Here is an 18,135-nt window from a genome sequence, read left to right on the forward strand (position 1 = left end):
CGACGAGGCCGCGGACCGGCAGTGTCAGTCGGGCGTGGGAGGATCGGGAACGTGGCAGCAAAGGCAGAGAAGACGAGCGCAGCGACCGGCACCGCACCCCAGGGGGGTGAGCGGCCCCGGTTGCTCCTGCTGGACGGGCACTCGCTGGCGTACCGGGCGTTCTACGCGCTGCCGGTGGAGAACTTCAACACCACCACCGGCCAGCCGACGAACGCGGTGTACGGCTTCGCTTCCATGCTGGCGAACACCCTGCGTGACGAGCAGCCGACGCATCTGGCGGTCGCGTTCGACGTCTCGCGGCGCACGTGGCGTCTGGAGGAGTTCCCCGAGTACAAGGCGACCCGCTCCACGACGCCGGACGAGTTCCGCAGCCAGGTCGGGCTGATCGGCGAGCTGCTGGACACGATGAACGTGCAACGCTTCGCCACGGAGGGCTACGAGGCGGACGACGTGATCGCCACGCTGGCCACGCAGGCGGAGGCCCTCGGGTACGAGGTGCTGATCGTCACCGGCGACCGCGACTCCTTCCAGCTCGTCTCGGACCACGTCACGGTGCTGTACCCGACCAAGGGTGTCTCGGAGCTGACCCGGTTCACCCCGGGCAAGGTCGAGGAGAAGTACGGGCTGACCCCCACGCAGTACCCGGACTTCGCGGCGCTGCGCGGCGACCCGTCCGACAACCTGCCGGGCATCCCGGGCGTCGGCGAGAAGACCGCCGCCAAGTGGATCAACCAGTTCGGCTCGTTCGCGGAACTCGCGGAGCGCGCCGACGAGGTGAAGGGCAAGGCCGGCGAGAACCTGCGCGCCCACCTGGAGTCGGTGAAGCTGAACCGCCGGCTGACGGAGCTGGTGCGGGACGTGGAGCTGCCCTGCGGGCCGGAGCAGTTGGCGCGGCAGCCGTACGACCGGGACGCGCTCGACGTGGTGCTGGACACCCTGGAGTTCCATCACCCCAACTTCCGGGAGCGGCTGTACGCGGCCGACCCGGGCGCCGCGCAGGAGGACGCGCCGGAGGTCGCCGGCGGCGTCGCCGTCGAGGGCCGGGTGCTGGCCGCGGGCGAGCTGGCCGGCTGGCTGGCGGAGCACGCGGGCGGGCCGCTGGGCGTGGCGACGGTCGACGCGTGGGCACTGGGCGCGGGCAGTGTGTCGGAGGTGGCGCTGGCGACGGCCGAGGGGCCGGCGGCGTGGTTCGACCCGGCGGCGCTGGACGAGAAGGACGACCGGGCCTTCGCGGCGTGGCTGGCCGACGCGGCCCGGCCGAAGGTGCTGCACAACGTCAAGAACATGATGCGGGTCCTCGCCGAGCACGGCTGGTCCGTGGACGGCGTCACGATGTGCACGGCGCTGGCCGCGTACCTGGTGAAGCCCGGCCGCCGCTCGTTCGCGCTGGACGACCTGTCGGTGGAGTACCTGGGGCGTGAACTGGCCCCCGCGGGCGGCGAGGACGGCCAGTTGGCCTTCGGCGCGGACGACGAGGCGGAGACCGAGGCCCTGATGGTGCAGGCGCGCACCGTGCTGGACCTGGGCGAGGCGTTCGCCGCGCGGCTGGAGCAGGACGGCGCGCGGCGGCTGCTGGAGGAGGTGGAGCTGCCGACCTCGGCGCTGCTGGCGCGGATGGAGCGGGCGGGCATCGCCGCGGACCGCGAGCATCTGGAGCGCCTGGAGCAGCGGTTCGCGGGCGAGGTGCAGCTCGCCGTGAAGGAGGCGCACGCCGCGGTCGGGCACGAGTTCAACCTGGGCTCCCCCAAGCAGCTGCAGGAGGTGCTCTTCGGCGAGCTGGGGCTGCCCAAGACCAAGAAGACCAAGACGGGTTACACCACCGACGCGGACGCGCTGGCGTGGCTGGCGGCGCAGACCGAGCACGAGCTGCCGGTGATCATGCTGCGGCACCGGGAGCAGGCGAAGCTGCGGGTGACGGTCGAGGGGCTGGTCAAGACGATCGCTCCCGACGGGCGGATCCACACCACGTTCAGCCAGATCGTGGCGGCCACGGGCCGGCTGTCGTCGACCGACCCCAACCTGCAGAACGTGCCGGTGCGCACCGACGAGGGCCGGGCGATCCGCCGCGGTTTCGTGGTCGGCGAGGGCTACGAGTCGCTGCTGACCGCCGACTACAGCCAGATCGAACTGCGGGTGATGGCCCACCTGTCGGAGGACGAGGGGCTGATCGCGGCCTTCGACTCCGGCGAGGACCTGCACACCACCGTCGGCAGCTACGTCTTCTCGGTGCCGCCGGAGCAGGTGGACGCCGAGATGCGCCGCAAGATCAAGGCGATGTCGTACGGCCTGGCGTACGGGCTGTCGGCCTTCGGCCTGTCGCAGCAGCTGGGCATCGAGGCGGCGGAGGCGCGCGGCCTGATGGAGACGTACTTCCAGCGCTTCGGCGGCGTGCGGGACTATCTGCAGCGCGTGGTGGAGGAGGCCCGGGTCACCGGCTACACCGAGACCCTGATGGGCCGCCGCCGTTACCTTCCGGACCTCACCAGCGACAACCGGCAGCGACGCGAGATGGCCGAGCGGATGGCGCTCAACGCGCCGATCCAGGGCTCGGCCGCCGACATCGTCAAGATCGCGATGCTGAAGGTGGACGCGGCGCTGGCCCAGGAGGGGCTGCGGTCCCGCCTGCTGCTCCAGGTGCACGACGAAATCGTGGTCGAGGTCGCGCCCGGCGAGCGCGCCGCGGTGGAGGAATTGGTCCGCCGCGAGATGGCGGCCGCCTACCCGTTGCGGGCGCCGCTGGACGTCTCCGTGGGCGTCGGCGCGGACTGGGAGTCGGCGGCCCACTGACCGGGCGTCCCCCGGCCGTCGCGGCGGTCGGCGCGGTGCGTGAGGTGCACCGCGCCGGCGCAGGCCGCGGCGGCCAGGGCGAGTCCCGCGCCGGCGCCGAAGAGCCCGGCCGGGATCATCCCGGCGGCGTCGCCGGTGGCCCCGTACCACTGCTCCGCGCGCACGGCGGCTCCGGCGGCCGTGGTGGCGCCGAGGACGGTCAGAGCGAGCCGGCGGGCCCGGCGGGAGAGCCGGGGCACCGGTGAGGGGCGCTTTTCGGCCGGTTCACCGGGCACGGCCCTCAGGGCGCGCAGCCCGTACCAGCCCAGCACCACCAGCGCCACGGCCGAGCTGCCGTACTGGACGTACTTGTGCAGGGCCGTGCCGTGCACCTCGTGGTCGAGCACGGGCAGCAGGCGCACGCCCCACCGTCCGGGGTGGGTGAAGGCGTCCCAGACCACGTGGGTGGTCGCCCCCGCCACCGCCGACAGCCAGAAGGCCGCGGCCGAGCGCACCGAGGGGCGCGGGCGGTCGCCGGCGCCCACCAGTGCGGCGATCCCCGCCTGCCGGCGCTCGGGCAGCAGCGCCACCAGCGGGCCGCGCAGCACCGCCCAGCCGCCCACCAGCCCGGCGGCGACGACCGGGTCCACGAGGACGACGCCCAGCGGGGCGTGGGTGAGCTGTCCGTAGCCGAAGAGGCCCCGCACCAGCGAATCGGCGAAGTAGGGCACGTCGGGGGCGAAGGAGCCGGCGACGAGGGCGGCGGCCACCAGCGGGCCGCGTCCCCGTACGGTGCCGGCGCGGTCCTGCCGCAGAACCGGCAGGACGGCCAGCGCATGACTCATCGTGAACGGCATGCAACCTCTTCCGGAACACATCGGTCCGATCAGTATGCGACGTCCGGGACGGTGGCTCCGTTCAGGAAGTTGCCGTAGGGTCACCAGGGTTGCCACGCAGGGAGACGGGCGACACGGCTACCGGGAGGGGCTTCGGGTATGCGAGCGCGGTACGGACGGCGGATCCGCAGGGGAGTCGCGGGCACCGCGGTGGCCGCCGCGGCCATGGCGGCGCTGACGGGTTCCCAGGCCCCCGGACTCCTGCCGGGCGTCCTCAACACCAGTGCCGGTGCCCCGATCGTGCCCCCGCCGGGCGACCCCATCGACGGCAACTCGTCGGAGTACCTGACCGAGCTCCCGCCGCTCAACACGCCCCCTCCGGGCAGCTCCACCACCCCCGACGCCGGAACCGGCACCGTGACCACCGGCGGCACCGGCCTGCCGGCGTCCGTGCTGGAGGCCTACCGCAGGGCCGAGACGGCCCTCGCCGCCAGCGACCCGGGCTGCAACATGCGCTGGGAGCTGCTCGCCGCGATCGGCCAGGTCGAGTCCAACCAGGCGCGCGGCGGCAACGTCGACTCGGCGGGCACCACGCTCTCCCCCATCCTGGGCCCGGTCCTCAACGGCGACGGCTTCGCGAACATCACGGACACCGACGGCGGCAAGTGGGACGGGGACACCGTCCACGACCGTGCGATAGGCCCGATGCAGTTCATCCCGTCGACCTGGGACACCTGGGGCGCCGACGGCAACGACGACGGGGTCAGCGACCCGAACAACATATTCGACGCGGCGCTCGCCGCCGGCCGCTACCTCTGCGCGGGCAACCGCGACCTGTCGATCGAGAGCCACCTGCACCAGGCGATCCTGGGCTACAACAACTCGACGGCGTACCTGAACACGGTCCTGTCCTGGTACGACCACTTCCGCGACGGTGACGTCGTCTCCCTCCCCGACATCGGCGACGCGGGCAGCGACACGCCCCACAACCCGCCGGTCTCCACAACGCCCTCCGCCTCGCCGTCGCCGACGTGGTCGCCGAGCATGAGCGCCTCGCCGACGAAGAAGCCCACCCCGACCGCGTCCTCGAGCGGCACGATCGGCACCCCGTCGGGCCACCCCTCGCCCACCGACTCCCCGACGACGGGCCCCAGCACGGATCCGACGGATCCGACCACGGACCCGACGGATCCGACCACGGACCCGACCGACCCGTCCGGACCGACGGACCCGCCGACCTGCCCGACGGACTCGGGCTCGCCCACGGCGACCCCCACCGACACGACGTCCCCGTCGCAGACCGGTACGCCCGACCCGTGCGCGACGGCCTCCCCCGGGGACAGCCCGTCACCGACGGAGACCGAGGGCGGCACCGCGACCGGCCCGGTCAACTGACGCCGTAGAACCTGTTCTCATTTCACCTCCCGGTTGCTACGGTGCACCGGCCCAGCCGACGTAGCCGTACGACCGGGAGGTTACGGCCATGCGCGCAGTCATCGCCGCGGCCATCGGACTCGTCGCCGCGTTCGCGATCGTCCTCCTCGTGACCGCGGTCGGTCCGCCGGACGGCAGCACCTCCCCCGAGCCGCTGCTCACCACCGTCCCCGCGCACCCGTAGGAGGGCGGTCCCATGCGCCGCAGGTCAAGCCTGGTCCTGCTGTCCCTCGCGGTGTTCTTCACCGCGCTGTCGCCCCTCGTCCGCTGGTACGCGTTCCCGCGGCTGGCGAAGATCCCGGCGGGCCAGTACCAGGCGGTCGTCCTGGAGGCGCGGGACGCCACGCTGCTCGACTACGGCACGATGCGGCCGAAGAAGGTCTCCAAGGTCAGCATCGTGCAGACCCTCAAGGGCGACGTGGAGGAGGCCCGCAGGATCGACCGGGCCACCGGACGTGACGTGGTCGTGTGGGACGGACTGGCCTACGTGGTGGGCCCGGACGGCGCGATGGTCTCCCAGGTGCCGGAACGGTACGTCTTCGACGCCCACACGCAGGAGCCCGTCCACGCGGGGGGCGAGAGCGTGGACGGCGACGCCGTCCGACGGCGCGGCGTCGAGTTCAAGTTCCCCTTCCTGACCGAGAAGCGGGACTACTACTACTTCGACGCGCAGGCGCGGACCTCCGCGCCCATCCACTACCGGGGCACGCAGGAGTTCCGCGGGCTGGAGGTCTACTACTTCGAGCAGACCGTGCCGTGGACCGAGGTGCCGCTGCCGAAGAAGATGCCGGTCGAGGGCGTCACCCCGCAGACCGTCGCGGCGATGGGCATGGAGCGCTGGTACACCACCAAGCGCATGTTCTGGGTGGACCCCGTCACCGGGGCGCCGGTCAACGGCGAGGAGGTCCACCGCGAGGAGATGCGCTTCACCGACGGGAAGCAGCGGCCGATCACCGCGTTCGCCGGGCACGTGAGGATGCGCGAGGACTACGTCCGGCACACCGTGGCCCTGGTGAGGTCCCAGCGGCAGGCGGTACTGCTGCTGACCTCCTACCTGCCGTGGGGCTCCCTCGCGCTCGGCGTCGCGCTGCTGTCGCTCGCGCTCGTCCTGGAGGCGCGCGGCCGCCGCCCGGCGGCGGGCGGCGCCGGCGGCGTCAGCGGTCTCAGCGGTCTCAGCGGCGCGAAGGGGAGTCGTCCTCCCCGATGTGGTGCACGCGCACGAGGTTGGTGGTCCCGGGGACACCGGGCGGCGAGCCCGCCGTGATGACGACGACGTCGCCCTCCTGGCAGCGGCCGATGCGCAGCAGCTGCTCGTCGACCTGGTCGACCATCTCGTCGGTCGTCTGCACCATCGGCCCGAGGAAGGTCTCCACGCCCCAGGTCAGGCTGAGCTGGGAGCGGGTGGCCGGCTCGGGGCTGAAGGCGAGCACGGGGATCGGCGAGCGGTAGCGGGACAGCCGCCGGGCGGTGTCGCCGGACTGCGTGAAGGCCACCAGGTACTTGGCGTCGAGGAAGTCGCCCATCTCCGCGGCCGCGCGCGCGACGGCGCCGCCCTGGGTGCGGGGCTTGTTCTGCTCGGTCAGCGGCGGCAGGCCGGCCGCGAGCATGTCCTCCTCGGCGGCGGCGACGATCCGGCCCATGGTCCTGACCGTCTCGACGGGGTGCTTGCCGACGCTGGTCTCGCCGGAGAGCATGACCGCGTCGGCGCCGTCCACGACGGCGTTGGCGACGTCGGAGGCCTCCGCGCGGGTGGGCCGCGAGGAGTCGATCATCGACTCCAGCATCTGCGTCGCGACGATCACCGGCTTGGCGTTGCGCCGGGCGAGGGCGACGGCGCGCTTCTGCACCATCGGCACGGCCTCCAGCGGCATCTCGACGCCGAGGTCGCCGCGGGCAACCATGATCCCGTCGAACGCGGCGACGATCTCCTCGAGGTTGTCGACCGCCTGCGGCTTCTCGACCTTGGCGATGACGGGGACCCGGCGGTCCTCCTCGCGCATGATGCGCAGCACGTCCTCGACGTCCCGGCCGCTGCGGACGAAGGACAGCGCGATGATGTCGGCACCGATGCGCAGCGCCCAGCGCAGGTCCTCGACGTCCTTCTCGGACAGGGCGGGCACGGAGACCGCGACACCGGGGAGGTTGAGCCCCTTGTTGTCGGAGATCAGGCCGCCCTCGATGCACAGGGTGCGGACCCGGGGGCCCTCGACGCCGGTGACCTCCAGGGTGACGCGGCCGTCGTCGACGAGGATCCGCTCACCGCGCGTGACGTCGGCGGCGAGGCCCTTGTAGGTGGTGCCGCAGACCAGGCGGTCGCCCTCGACCTCCTCGGTGGTGATCGTGAACTCGTCACCGCGTTCAAGGAGTACGGGGCCCTCGGCGAAGCGTCCCAGCCGGATCTTCGGGCCTTGAAGGTCCGCGAGGACACCGACGCTGCGGCCGGTCTCGTCGGCGGCCTTGCGCACGCGCTGGTACCGGTCCTCGTGATCGGCGTGGCAACCGTGGCTCATGTTCAGGCGGGCGACGTCCATGCCGGCCTCGACCAGGGCCTTGATCTGGTCGTAGGAGTCGGTGGCGGGCCCGAGGGTACAGACGATTTTTGCTCGGCGCATGGGGTGAGCCTATGACCTACTTCACAGTAGGTACCTCGTGGAAGGCGACTGTCCAACGTCAGCCTGATTAACGGTTGTTGACAAGTGGTGAAGTGAGCCGGGGTGCGCTCTGATGAGCACACCGCTGGTGTGCCGGGCCTCAGCCCGACAGGTCGGGGGCGGTCATCGTGAAGTGCGCGGTGACCTGCGCGTACACGCTCTGTCGCTCCGGTTCCATGTCAAGGGCGCGGGCCGTCTCCTCGGCGCCGCCGGGCGCCGCGAAGGCGGCGGTCCGCATCGCCGGACGGGCGGCGCGGAAGGGCGCCGACTGCTGCACGCCCTCGTCGGCCAGCTCGACCAGCGCGACCAGGCGGGCACCGAGCGCCTCCGCGTACCCGCGGGCGCGCTGCACCGCGTCGCGCACGGCCTGCCGGCGTGCCTCGGCGTAGGCCGGGGAGTCGGGGCGCAGCGACCACCACGGGCCGTCGACACGGGTGAGCTCCAGATCGGCCAGCCGGGTGGTGAGCTCCCCCAGGGCGGTGAAGTCGGTGAGGGTGGCACCGACGCGCACGCTGCCGTGGTACGCCCGTACGCGCTCGCCGCGGCCCCGCTCCCGCAGCTCGGGGGTGATCACGAAGGCGCCGGTCTCCAGCTTCTCGACGGCGTCGGTGCAGCCCTTGACGAGGTCGAGCACCTGCGCGTTGCGCCGGCTGAGGTCGTCCAGGGTGGCGCGGCGGTCGGCGCCCCGGGCGCTGACGGTGACGGCGATCCGGGCGAGCTCGGGCTCGACCTCGAGGGTCGCCTCACCGCGTACCCCCACGTGCGGGGTCTCGGGCGTCGGGTACGTCCTGGCCGGTTCTGTGGTCATGCGTCCCACCCTGCCAGGCCGGTGCCGCCGTGACGAGTCATCTGTTCGCAGCCCGGCGGGGGTGTTGCCCGGAGCACCCTTGCGCCAGAATCTACGCGCGTTAACCGCATGAACGGACGATCATCCCGCCCCCGGCGACCGCCCGGGGCGCCCCCGGACACCAGGAGCCGACGCATGCCGCTGAACCGCAGGGACTTCCTCAACCGCTCCGCCGCCACCGGCGCGGGACTCGCGCTCGCCGGCACGGCCGGCACCGTGGCCGGCGCGGCTCCGGCCCAGGCCACGGGCCGCCACGGGCACGGGCACGGCCACGGGCACGCTCCGAAGAGGTACTCCTTCAGCGTCCTCGGCACCACCGACCTGCACGGCAACGTCTTGAACTGGGACTACTTCACCGACGCCGAGTACGACGACGCGGCGCACAACGACGTCGGCCTGGCCAAGATCTCCACCCTGGTCTCCCGGCTGCGCGCGGCCAAGGGCCGCGAGAACACCCTGCTCATCGACGCCGGCGACACCATCCAGGGCACCCAGCTGTCGTACTACTACGCCAAGATCGACCCGATCACCGCCGAGCACGGCCCGGTGCACCCGATGGCACAGGCCATGAACGCCATCGGCTACGACGCGGCGGCGCTGGGCAACCACGAGTTCAACTACGGCATCCCGGTGCTGCGCAAGTTCGAGGAGCAGTGCGACTTCCCACTGCTCGGCGCCAACGCCCTCGACGCGCGCACGGGCCGGCCGGCCTTCCCGCCGTACTCCTTCCACCGGCTGCGGGTGAAGGGCGCGCCCGACGTGAAGGTGGCGGTCCTGGGTCTGACCAACCCCGGCATCGCGATCTGGGACAAGGCCAACGTGCAGGGCAGGATGACCTTCCCGGGCCTGGAGGAGCAGGCCGCGAAGTACGTGCCGCGGCTGCGCGCGATGGGGGCCGACGTGGTCGTCGTCTCGGCCCACAGCGGCTCCTCCGGCACCTCCTCCTACGGTGACCAGTTGCCGTACGTCGAGAACGCGGCGGCGCTCGTCGCCGAGCAGGTGCCGGGCATCGACGCGATCCTGGTCGGCCACGCCCACTCCGAGATCCCCGAGTACGTGGTGGCCAACAAGCGGACCGGCCAGGGCGTGGTGCTGTCCGAGCCGCTGAAGTGGGGCCAGCGCCTGACCGTCTTCGACTTCGGCCTGGAGCTGGTCCGCGGCAGGTGGGAGGTCGTCACGGTCGGCGCGTCCGTCCTCAACTCCAACACGGTCGAGGAGGACCCGCGGATCGTCCGGCTGCTCGCGGACGAGCACAAGGAGGTCGTGGCCTACGTCAACCAGGTGATCGGCACCTCGGCCGCCGCGATGTCGGCCCAGGAGTCCCCCTACAAGGACACGCCGATCATCGACTTCATCAACTTCGTCCAGGCCGAGACCGTCAAGGCCGCGCTCGCCGGGACGGAGCACGCCGCCCTGCCGGTGCTGTCGCAGGCGGCGTGCTTCTCGCGCACCGCCGCCATCCCGGCGGGTCAGGTCACCATCCGCGACGTGGCCGGGCTGTACGTCTTCGAGAACACCCTGGAGGCCCGGGTCCTGACCGGCGCCCAGGTCAAGGCGTACATCGAGTTCTCCGCGAACTACTTCGTGCAGACGGCGCCCGGCGCGCCCGTCGACGTCGCGAAGCTGACGAACGCGAACGGCACGCCCGACTACAACTACGACGTGGTCAGCGGCGTCACCTATGACGTCGACATCTCCCGCCCGGCCGGTTCCCGGGTGTCGAACGTGCTCTTCCAGGGCGCGCCGATCGACGAGTCGGCCCGTTTCGTGCTGGCCGTCAACAACTACCGGGCCAACGGCGGCGGCAACTTCCCCGGCGTCGCCACCGCCCAGCAGGTGTGGGCGAACTCCGAGGAGATCCGGAACACCATCATCGCCTGGGTGCGGGCCAACGGCTCCATCGACCCGGCCCGGTTCGCCTCGCAGGACTGGCGGCTGACCCGCGCCGGCGTGCCGGTGTTCTAGGCCGTCCGCGGGCCGGCCCGGAGGGCGTGTGCGCGGCGCGCACGCCCTCCGGGCGGTGACGCCGGCACCGCCGGCCCTCAGCCCGGTACGTGTTCCAGGAGCACGCGGCGCAGTTCGCGGGCGGCGCGCGGGGGCTCGGCGTCCTTGCGGTGCGCCAGGGCGACCGTGCGCTGGAGCCCGGGGGCCTCGAAGGGCGTGGTGCGCAGCCTGGGGCGGCGTCCGGCCACCATGCTGGGCACGACGGCGGGGCCCAGTCCCGCTTCCACGAAGCCCAGCACCGCGTCCATCTCGCCGCCCTCGATCGCGAAGCGCGGCTCGAAGCCGGCCGCCCGGCACGCGGTGACGGTGAGCTCCCGCAGGTCGTAGCCGTTGCGGAACATGACCAGCGGCTTGTCCCTGAGGTCGGCGACGCGGATGGCGGGACCGGCGCAGGGCGGCGGCGCGTCGGCGGCGGTCACCACCACCAGGTCCTCGTGGAGCAGCGGCGTGGCGTCCAGGGCGGGGTCGTGGCTCTGCAGCGGCAGCACGATCAGCGCGAGGTCGAGGCTGCCGGAGGCCAGCTCGCGCACCAGGTCGCGCGAGCCGCCCTCCTCGACGACCAGCCGGATGCCGGGGTAGCGGTCGTGGAAGTCGCGCAGCACGTCCGGCAGCAGGCCGGTGGCGAGGCTGGGGGTGGCGCCGAGGCGGACCCGGCCGCGGCGCAGGTGCACCAGCTCCTGGACCTCCTGGGTGGCCGTCTCGGTGTCGGCGATGATGCGGCGGGCCAGCGGCAGCAGGGCCTCCCCGGCGTCGGTCAGCGCGATGTTGCCGCGGGCACGGCTGAACAGGTCCGCGCCCAGTTCCCGCTCCAGGGCCTTGATCTGCTGCGACAGCGAAGGCTGCGCCACGTGGACGCGCTCGGCGGCACGGGTGAAGTGCAGGGTCTCGGCGACCGCCAGGAAGTACACGAGCTGCTGCAGCTGCATGTCCGCACGATAACGCGATAGGCGAGGCCTATCGAAACGAGCCGGAACATGTCTTGGACCTGTCGTAGCAGGCAGACCTAGCGTCGAGCGCATGGCTTTGGCGACGACGAGGACGAGGGCGACGACGGGTACGGACCGCCGCCCGTCGCTCCTACGGGCACTGTGGGGCTCGACCGTGGGCAAGAAGGCGGTCATGGCCGGGACCGGCGTGATCATGCTGCTGTTCCTGGTCGCGCACATGCTGGGCAACCTGAAGATCTTCTTCGGCCCGGAGGAGTTCAACGGCTACGCGGCGTGGCTGCGCACCATCGGGGAGCCCGCCCTGCACAACAGCTGGTACCTGTACATCCAGCGCACCGGCCTGGTCGTCGCGGTGGTGCTGCACGGCGTCGCCGCCTACCAGCTCAGCAAGCGCGACATCAAGGCGCGCCCCGCGAAGTACGAGCACAAGCGGCAGCGGGCCAGCTACGCGACCCGGACGATGCGCTGGGGCGGGGTGATCCTGGGCCTGTACATCGTCTGGCACATCCTGGACCTGACCACGCTCACCGTGAACCCGCTGGGCAAGGAGCACCACCCCTACGAGAACATCGTGGCCGACTTCCGGATCTGGTGGGTCGACCTCGTCTACATCGTCGCGATGCTCGCCCTCGGCCTGCACATCAGGCACGGCTTCTGGAGCGCCGCGCAGACCCTGGGAGCGGTGAACAAGCGCCGCGACCGCGCGCTGAAGATCACGGCGAACGTGCTGGCGGCCGCGCTGACCGCCGGCTTCCTCGTCGTACCCGTCTCCGTGATGACCGGATTGGTGGACTGACCGTGGATTACCGACTGGGCGAGCCGATCGCCGACACCAAGGCGCCGGACGTGCCGATCGCGGAGCGCTGGGACCGCCGCAGGTTCGAGGCGAAGCTGGTCAACCCGGCCAACCGCCGCAAGCACACGGTGATCGTGGTCGGCACGGGCCTGGCCGGCGGCTCCGCGGGCGCCACGCTGGCCGAACAGGGCTACCACGTCGTGCAGTTCTGCTACCAGGACTCGCCGCGCCGGGCGCACTCCATCGCCGCCCAGGGCGGCATCAACGCCGCGAAGAACTACCGCAACGACGGCGACAGCGTGCACCGCCTGTTCTACGACACCGTCAAGGGCGGCGACTTCCGCGCCCGCGAGTCCAACGTGCACCGCCTCGCCGAGGTGTCGGTGCAGATCATCGACCAGTGCGTGGCGCAGGGCGTGCCCTTCGCCCGCGAGTACGGCGGCCTGCTGGACACCCGCTCCTTCGGCGGCGTCCAGGTCTCCCGCACCTTCTACGCGCGTGGCCAGACGGGCCAGCAGCTGCTGCTCGGCGCCTACCAGGCGCTCTCCCGGCAGATCGACGCGGGCAACGTGGAACTGCACCCGCGCACCGAGATGCTCGACCTGATCGTGGTGGACGGCAGGGCCCGCGGCATCGTCGCCCGCGACCTGGTGACGGGCGAGGTGTCGGTGCACATGGGCGACGCCGTGGTGCTGGCGAGCGGCGGCTACGGCAACGTCTTCTACCTGTCGACCAACGCCAAGGGCTCCAACGCGACCGCCATCTGGCGGGCGCACCGCCGGGGCGCGTACTTCGCCAACCCCTGCTTCACGCAGATCCACCCCACCTGCATCCCGCGCTCCGGCGACCACCAGTCGAAGCTGACGCTGATGAGCGAGTCGCTGCGCAACGACGGCCGCATCTGGGTGCCGAAGGCCCAGGGCGACACCCGCCCGCCGCACGAGATCCCCGAGGACGAGCGCGACTACTACCTGGAGCGGATCTACCCCTCCTTCGGCAACCTGGTGCCGCGCGACATCGCTTCGCGCGCCGCGAAGAACGTCTGCGACGAGGGCCGCGGCGTCGGCCCCGGCGGCCAGGGCGTCTACCTGGACTTCGCCGACGCGATCGCCCGCATGGGCCGCGCCAAGGTGGAGGAGAAGTACGGCAACCTCTTCGAGATGTACGAGCGGATCACCGCGGAGGACCCGTACACCCGGCCGATGCGGATCTACCCCGCCGTGCACTACACGATGGGCGGCCTGTGGGTGGACTACGACCTGCAGACCACCGTCCCGGGCCTGTTCGCCATCGGCGAGGCCAACTTCTCCGACCACGGGGCCAACCGCCTCGGCGCCAGCGCCCTGATGCAGGGCCTGGCCGACGGCTACTTCGTGCTCCCGGCCACGATCAACGACTACCTGGCGCGCGGCCCGCACGACACCGTGACGGCGGACCACCCCGCGGTCGCCGAGGCGGTCGCCGACGTCGAGGACCGGCTGAACCTGCTGCTCGCCGTGGACGGCGACCGCACCCCCGACTCCTTCCACCGCGAGCTCGGGGAGCTGCTGTGGGACGAGTGCGGCATGGCCCGCAACGAGGCGGGGCTGCGCAAGGCGCTGGAGCGGATCCCGGAGCTGCGCGAGGAGTTCTGGCGCCGGGTGAAGGTGCCCGGCAGCGGCGACGAGCTGAACCAGGCGCTGGAGAAGGCCAACCGGATCGCCGACTTCCTGGAGCTGGCCGAGCTGATGTGCCTGGACGCCCTGCACCGCGCCGAGTCCTGCGGCGGCCACTTCCGCGAGGAGAGCCAGACCCCGGACGGCGAGGCGATGCGCGACGACGAGGCCTTCTCGTACGCCGCGGCCTGGGAGTTCACCGGCGCCGGCGAGGACCCGGTGCTCCACAAGGAGGCCCTCGACTTCGAGTACGTACACCCCACCCAGCGGAGCTACGCGTGAACCTCACCCTGCGCATCTGGCGTCAGCCGTCCTCCGAGGACGACGGCACCATGGTCACCTACCGCGTCGAGGACATCAGTCCCGACATGTCGTTCCTGGAGATGCTGGACGTCCTCAACGAGGAGCTGATCCTCGCGGGCGACGAGCCGGTGGCCTTCGACCACGACTGCCGCGAGGGCATCTGCGGCGCCTGCGGCATGGTGATCAACGGGCAGGCGCACGGCCCGGAGCGGACCACCACCTGCCAGCTGCACATGCGGCACTTCGAGGACGGCGACACCATCGACGTCGAGCCGTGGCGGGCCGCCGCCTTCCCGGTGGTCAAGGACCTGGTCGTCGACCGGTCGGCCTTCGACCGGGTGATCCAGGCGGGCGGCTACATCAGCGTGCCGACCGGCAGCGCGCCCGAGGCGCACGCCACGCCCGTCCCGAAGGAGGCGGCCGACTTCGCCTTCGAGCACGCGGAGTGCATCGGCTGCGGCGCGTGCGTGGCGGCCTGCCCCAACGGCTCGGCGATGCTGTTCACCTCGGCCAAGGTCAACCACCTCAACGTGCTGCCCCAGGGGCAGCCCGAGCGCGAGACCCGGGTGCTGGACATGGTCGCCGCCATGGACGACCAGGGCTTCGGCGGCTGCACCAACACCGGGGAGTGCGCGACGGCCTGCCCCAAGGGCATCCCGCTGCCGTCGATCGCCGCTATGAACCGCGAGTACCTGCGGGCCTTGCGCAAGGAGAAGTCGCGGTCCAAGGGCTGACCGGCTCGGCGGGCGCGCCGAGCCCGAAGGTCGTGAAGGCCGTGCGGGAGGGCAGCGGGTAGGGCTCCTTGCCGGTCACCGCGTTGAGCACGACCGCCGAGCGCCACGCGGCGAGCCCCAGGTCGGGGGCCCCGACACCATGGGTGTGGCGCTCGGCGTTCTGCACGTGGACGGCCGCGCCGGTGCCGGCGACGACCGGGTCCAGCTCGAGGCGGTGGCACTCGTCGATCCGGGGCCGGCCGGAGGCGTCACGGCGGACGTACGGGTCGATCGGGGCGAGCAGCGCGTCGAGGGAGCGCTCCCGGTAACCGGTGGCCAGGACGACCGCGTTGGTGACCAGCCGGCTGCGGGTGCCCTGCTGCTCGTGTTCCAGGTGGAGTTCGACGGCTCCCATGCCCATCCGGCCGGCGGTGCGGACCGTCACGCCCGGGGTGAGGACGGCGTCCGGCCAGCCGCCGCCGAGGGTGCGGCGGTACAGCTCGTCGTGGACGGCGCCGATCGTGCCGTGGTCGATGGCCCGGTGCAGCTGCCACTGGCGGGGCAGGAGGTTGTCGCGGACCGGTTCGGACAGCCCGTGGAAGAAGCGCGTGTAGTCGGGGGTGAACTGCTCCAGGCCGAGCTTGCTGTACTCCATGGGGGCGAACGAGGGGCTGCGGGCGATCCACGTCAGCCGTTCGCGCCCGGCGGGCCGGGCCCGCAGCAGGTCCAGGAAGACCTCGGCGCCCGACTGACCGGAGCCGACGACGGTGACGTGCTCGGCGGCCAGCAGGCGGTCCCGGTGCTCCAGGTAGTGCGCGGAGTGCACGACGGGGACGGCGGGCGACTCGGCCAGCGGCCGCAGCGGCTCCGGCACGTAGGGCGCGCTGCCGACGCCGAGCACCAGGTTGCGGGCGTAGGTGCGGCCGAGGGACTCGGCCTGGCCGTCGGCGTCGAGCCGGGTGTGGTCGACCTCGAAGACGGCCCGCCCGGGGTTCCAGCGGACGGTGTCGACCTGGTGGCCGAAGCAGATGCCGGGCAGCGACTCGGCGACCCAGCGGCAGTAGGCGTCGTACTCGGCGCGGTGCGTGTGGAAGCGCTCGGCGAAGTAGAAGGGGAAGAGCCGCTCACGGGTCCTGAGGTAGTTCAGGTAGCTCCACCGGCTCGTGGGGTCAACCAGGCTCACCAGGTCGGCGAGGAACGGCACCTGGAGGGTGGCGTCGTCGAGCAGCAGCCCCGGGTGCCAGCGGAAGGAGCGCTCCTGCTCGTAGAAGGCGGCGCTGAGGTACGGGACGCCGTCGGCGAGGGCGGCCAGGGACAGGTTGCACGGGCCGACGCCGATGCCGAGCAGGTCGAAGGGCTGGTCCCGGTGGGGGTCGTGGTCGTCGTTCGCGGTCATCGGGGGGTGCTGCCTTCCTGGTGGGTCGCGCACACGAGCGTGAGCAGTGCCTCGAGGTCGGTGGGTGTGGTCGTCGGGTTGAGCAGGGTGGCCTTGAGCCAGAGCCGCCCGTCGGCGCGGGCCCGGCCGAGGACGGCCCGGCCGTCGAGCATCAGCCGGCGGCGGATCGCGGCGACCTCCTCGTCACCGGCGCCGGTGGGACGGAAGAGCACGGTGCTGACGGCGGGGCGGGCGCGCAGGGTCAGCGCGGGGTGCCGGTCCACCAGGTCCGCGAGGTGCCGGGCCCGGTCGACGACCGCCTCGACGAGTCCGCCCAGGCCGCGGCGGCCCAGGGCGCGCAGCGTGACGGCGATCTTCAGCACGTCGGGGCGGCGGGAGGTGCGCAGGGAGCGGCCGAGCAGGTCGGGGAAGCCGGCCTCGGTGTCGTCGGCGGCGTTCAGGTAGTCCGCGCGGTGGTCCAGGGGGCGCAGCAGCGCGGCCTCGCGCACCGCGAGCACCCCGGCCGCCACGGGCTGCCAGCCGAGCTTGTGCAGGTCGAGGGTGACGGTGTCGGCCTCCCGCAGCCCGGAGAGCCTGGCCGCCTCGCGGTCGCTGAACAGCAGTGACCCGCCGTACGCGGCGTCGACGTGCAGGCGCGCGCCGTACTCCCGGGCGGCGCGGGCGAGTTCGGGGAGCGGGTCGATGTCACCGGAGTCCGTGGTGCCCGCGGTCGCGACCAGCAGGGCCGGGCCGACGCCCGCGGCGAGCGCCTCCCGTACCCGCTCCGGGTCGAGCACCCCGCCGGGGGTCTCCACGACGACGGGGGCCGGCATCCCGAGCAGCCAGGCGGCGCGGGGCACGCTGTGGTGCCCGTTGGCCCCGGCGACGACCCGCACGCCCGGGGCGCCCTCCCGGGCCAGCAGCAGCGCGAGCTGGTTGGACTCCGTGCCGCCGGTCGTGATGAGCGCGTCCGGCGCGGCCGCGGCCGGGTGGACGAGCCGGGCCAGCGCGCGGGTGACCTCCGCCTCCAGCGCGGTCGCCGCGGGGGCCTGGTCCCAGGAGTCCATCGAGGGGTTGAGGGCGCTCGCGGCGAGGTCCGCCGCCACGGCCGCGCCCAGGGGCGGGCAGTGCAGATGGGCGGCGCACAACGGGTCCGCCGGATCGGCCGCGCCCTCGGCGACGGCCCCGACCAGCGCGCGCAGCGCCTCCGCCGCCCCGGTGCCGTCCTCCGGGAGGGCCTGACCCAGCACCTCCCGCACGCGGCGGGCGACCGCCCCCGGGCCGCCCGCGGGAAGCGGCCCCTTGCGGACCGCCGCCCCCGTGGCGAGGGCGTCGAGCACGACCTCCAGCAACGGGCGCAGCCGGTCCGGCCCTTCACTTCCGCCGGCGAGAGGGGGTGGCATGGGTCGGCGCCTCCGTTGTCGCGGATCACCGGCGCGTACGCGCTGGGCGACCTGCGTAACGACGCTCCCCCGCCCCGGGTGTTGCCCCCGCGCCCCCAACGGTCGCCGCCCCGGCGCACCCGCGCGCGGCCCCCGAGCGACGGCGCCGCCGCCCCGGCGTCACGGGCGAGCCCTGCCCCGGGGCGATGGCGAAGCCCCGCTGCTCCCCCGATGGTGCCGGGCAGCAGCGGGGCTTTTCGGTGCATCAGTCCCCGAGCGGGGCGGTCAGCGCTGCCTATCCCCCCACGCCGCCGCGTCGGGGCGGGGCTGCCGCTTGCGCAGGACGGCGAACACGACGCCGAAGACGACGGCGGCCAGTACGACCAGGATCAGGAGCAGCTCGGGTACACCGATTCTGCCGAACAT

At 72.7% G+C, this 18,135-nt stretch carries 15 protein-coding genes; 8 read left to right on the forward strand and 7 right to left on the reverse strand.

What is annotated here, in order from left to right:
• Positions 1–51 precede the first annotated feature (51 nt).
• Positions 52–2,787, forward strand: a complete 2,736-nt coding sequence (gene polA / locus ABZ479_RS02275; RefSeq protein ID WP_500459433.1) for a DNA polymerase I — start codon at positions 52–54, stop codon at positions 2,785–2,787.
• Here polA and ABZ479_RS02280 read toward each other — a convergent pair.
• Positions 2,718–3,623: a DUF4184 family protein gene (locus ABZ479_RS02280; protein WP_500459434.1), complete on the reverse strand. Its 906-nt coding sequence runs from the start codon at positions 3,621–3,623 to the stop codon at positions 2,718–2,720. The genes polA and ABZ479_RS02280 overlap by 70 nt on opposite strands.
• 138 nt (positions 3,624–3,761) lie before the next feature.
• On the opposite strand from ABZ479_RS02280, the gene ABZ479_RS02285 reads away from it, so the two are divergent.
• The 3 genes from ABZ479_RS02285 to pgfA all read left to right on the forward strand — a co-directional run bounded on the left by ABZ479_RS02285 (position 3,762) and on the right by pgfA (position 6,300).
• Positions 3,762–4,997, forward strand: coding sequence for a lytic transglycosylase domain-containing protein (locus tag ABZ479_RS02285; RefSeq protein ID WP_500459435.1), 1,236 nt, complete (start codon positions 3,762–3,764; stop codon positions 4,995–4,997).
• Positions 4,998–5,085: 88 nt separating this feature from the next.
• A complete protein-coding gene (locus ABZ479_RS02290; RefSeq protein WP_107418524.1) occupies positions 5,086–5,220 on the forward strand; it encodes an SPW_0924 family protein in 135 nt (44 codons plus the stop codon).
• Between the two features lie 12 nt (positions 5,221–5,232).
• A complete protein-coding gene (pgfA, locus tag ABZ479_RS02295; protein WP_500459436.1) occupies positions 5,233–6,300 on the forward strand; it encodes a cell envelope lipid trafficking protein PgfA in 1,068 nt (355 codons plus the stop codon).
• Here the strand turns inward: pgfA and pyk are convergent.
• Complete coding sequence (pyk, locus tag ABZ479_RS02300; RefSeq protein WP_500459437.1) at positions 6,209–7,648, reverse strand: pyruvate kinase; 1,440 nt, start codon at positions 7,646–7,648, stop codon at positions 6,209–6,211. The genes pgfA and pyk overlap by 92 nt on opposite strands.
• A 139-nt stretch (positions 7,649–7,787) precedes the next feature.
• Positions 7,788–8,495: an SIMPL domain-containing protein gene (locus tag ABZ479_RS02305; RefSeq protein WP_500459438.1), complete on the reverse strand. Its 708-nt coding sequence runs from the start codon at positions 8,493–8,495 to the stop codon at positions 7,788–7,790.
• Between the two features lie 174 nt (positions 8,496–8,669).
• On the opposite strand from ABZ479_RS02305, the gene ABZ479_RS02310 reads away from it, so the two are divergent.
• Positions 8,670–10,499 carry a bifunctional metallophosphatase/5'-nucleotidase gene (locus tag ABZ479_RS02310; protein ID WP_500459439.1) on the forward strand — a complete coding sequence of 610 codons (1,830 nt, stop codon included), beginning with the start codon at positions 8,670–8,672 and terminating at the stop codon, positions 10,497–10,499.
• Between the two features lie 77 nt (positions 10,500–10,576).
• Here ABZ479_RS02310 and ABZ479_RS02315 read toward each other — a convergent pair whose 3' ends face one another.
• Positions 10,577–11,464, reverse strand: coding sequence for a LysR family transcriptional regulator (locus tag ABZ479_RS02315; protein WP_500459440.1), 888 nt, complete (start codon positions 11,462–11,464; stop codon positions 10,577–10,579).
• Positions 11,465–11,555: 91 nt separating this feature from the next.
• Here ABZ479_RS02315 and ABZ479_RS02320 point away from each other — a divergent pair, with 91 nt between their 5' ends.
• The 3 genes from ABZ479_RS02320 to ABZ479_RS02330 are packed head-to-tail and all read left to right on the forward strand — an operon-like array spanning position 11,556 to position 14,973.
• Positions 11,556–12,281 (forward strand): succinate dehydrogenase cytochrome b subunit, encoded by a 726-nt coding sequence (locus ABZ479_RS02320; protein WP_500459441.1) that lies wholly within the window; start codon positions 11,556–11,558, stop codon positions 12,279–12,281.
• A gap of 2 nt (positions 12,282–12,283) precedes the next feature.
• Positions 12,284–14,218: a fumarate reductase/succinate dehydrogenase flavoprotein subunit gene (locus ABZ479_RS02325; protein ID WP_500459442.1), complete on the forward strand. Its 1,935-nt coding sequence runs from the start codon at positions 12,284–12,286 to the stop codon at positions 14,216–14,218.
• Positions 14,215–14,973 carry a succinate dehydrogenase/fumarate reductase iron-sulfur subunit gene (locus ABZ479_RS02330; RefSeq protein WP_499606046.1) on the forward strand — a complete coding sequence of 253 codons (759 nt, stop codon included), beginning with the start codon at positions 14,215–14,217 and terminating at the stop codon, positions 14,971–14,973. The genes ABZ479_RS02325 and ABZ479_RS02330 overlap by 4 nt, the downstream gene beginning before the upstream one ends.
• Here ABZ479_RS02330 and ABZ479_RS02335 read toward each other — a convergent pair.
• The 3 genes from ABZ479_RS02335 to ABZ479_RS02345 form a co-directional block, all read right to left on the reverse strand.
• On the reverse strand, positions 14,915–16,348 hold the full coding sequence (locus ABZ479_RS02335) for a lysine N(6)-hydroxylase/L-ornithine N(5)-oxygenase family protein (protein ID WP_500459443.1): 1,434 nt from the start codon (positions 16,346–16,348) through the stop codon (positions 14,915–14,917). The genes ABZ479_RS02330 and ABZ479_RS02335 overlap by 59 nt on opposite strands.
• On the reverse strand, positions 16,345–17,730 hold the full coding sequence (locus ABZ479_RS02340) for a pyridoxal phosphate-dependent decarboxylase family protein (RefSeq protein ID WP_500459444.1): 1,386 nt from the start codon (positions 17,728–17,730) through the stop codon (positions 16,345–16,347). Before ABZ479_RS02340 ends, ABZ479_RS02335 begins: the two co-directional genes overlap by 4 nt.
• 264 nt (positions 17,731–17,994) lie before the next feature.
• Complete coding sequence (locus tag ABZ479_RS02345) at positions 17,995–18,135, reverse strand: hypothetical protein (protein WP_500459445.1); 141 nt, start codon at positions 18,133–18,135, stop codon at positions 17,995–17,997.

The organism is Streptomyces sp. NPDC005722, from assembly GCF_040630935.1.
Classification (GTDB): domain Bacteria; phylum Actinomycetota; class Actinomycetes; order Streptomycetales; family Streptomycetaceae; genus Actinacidiphila.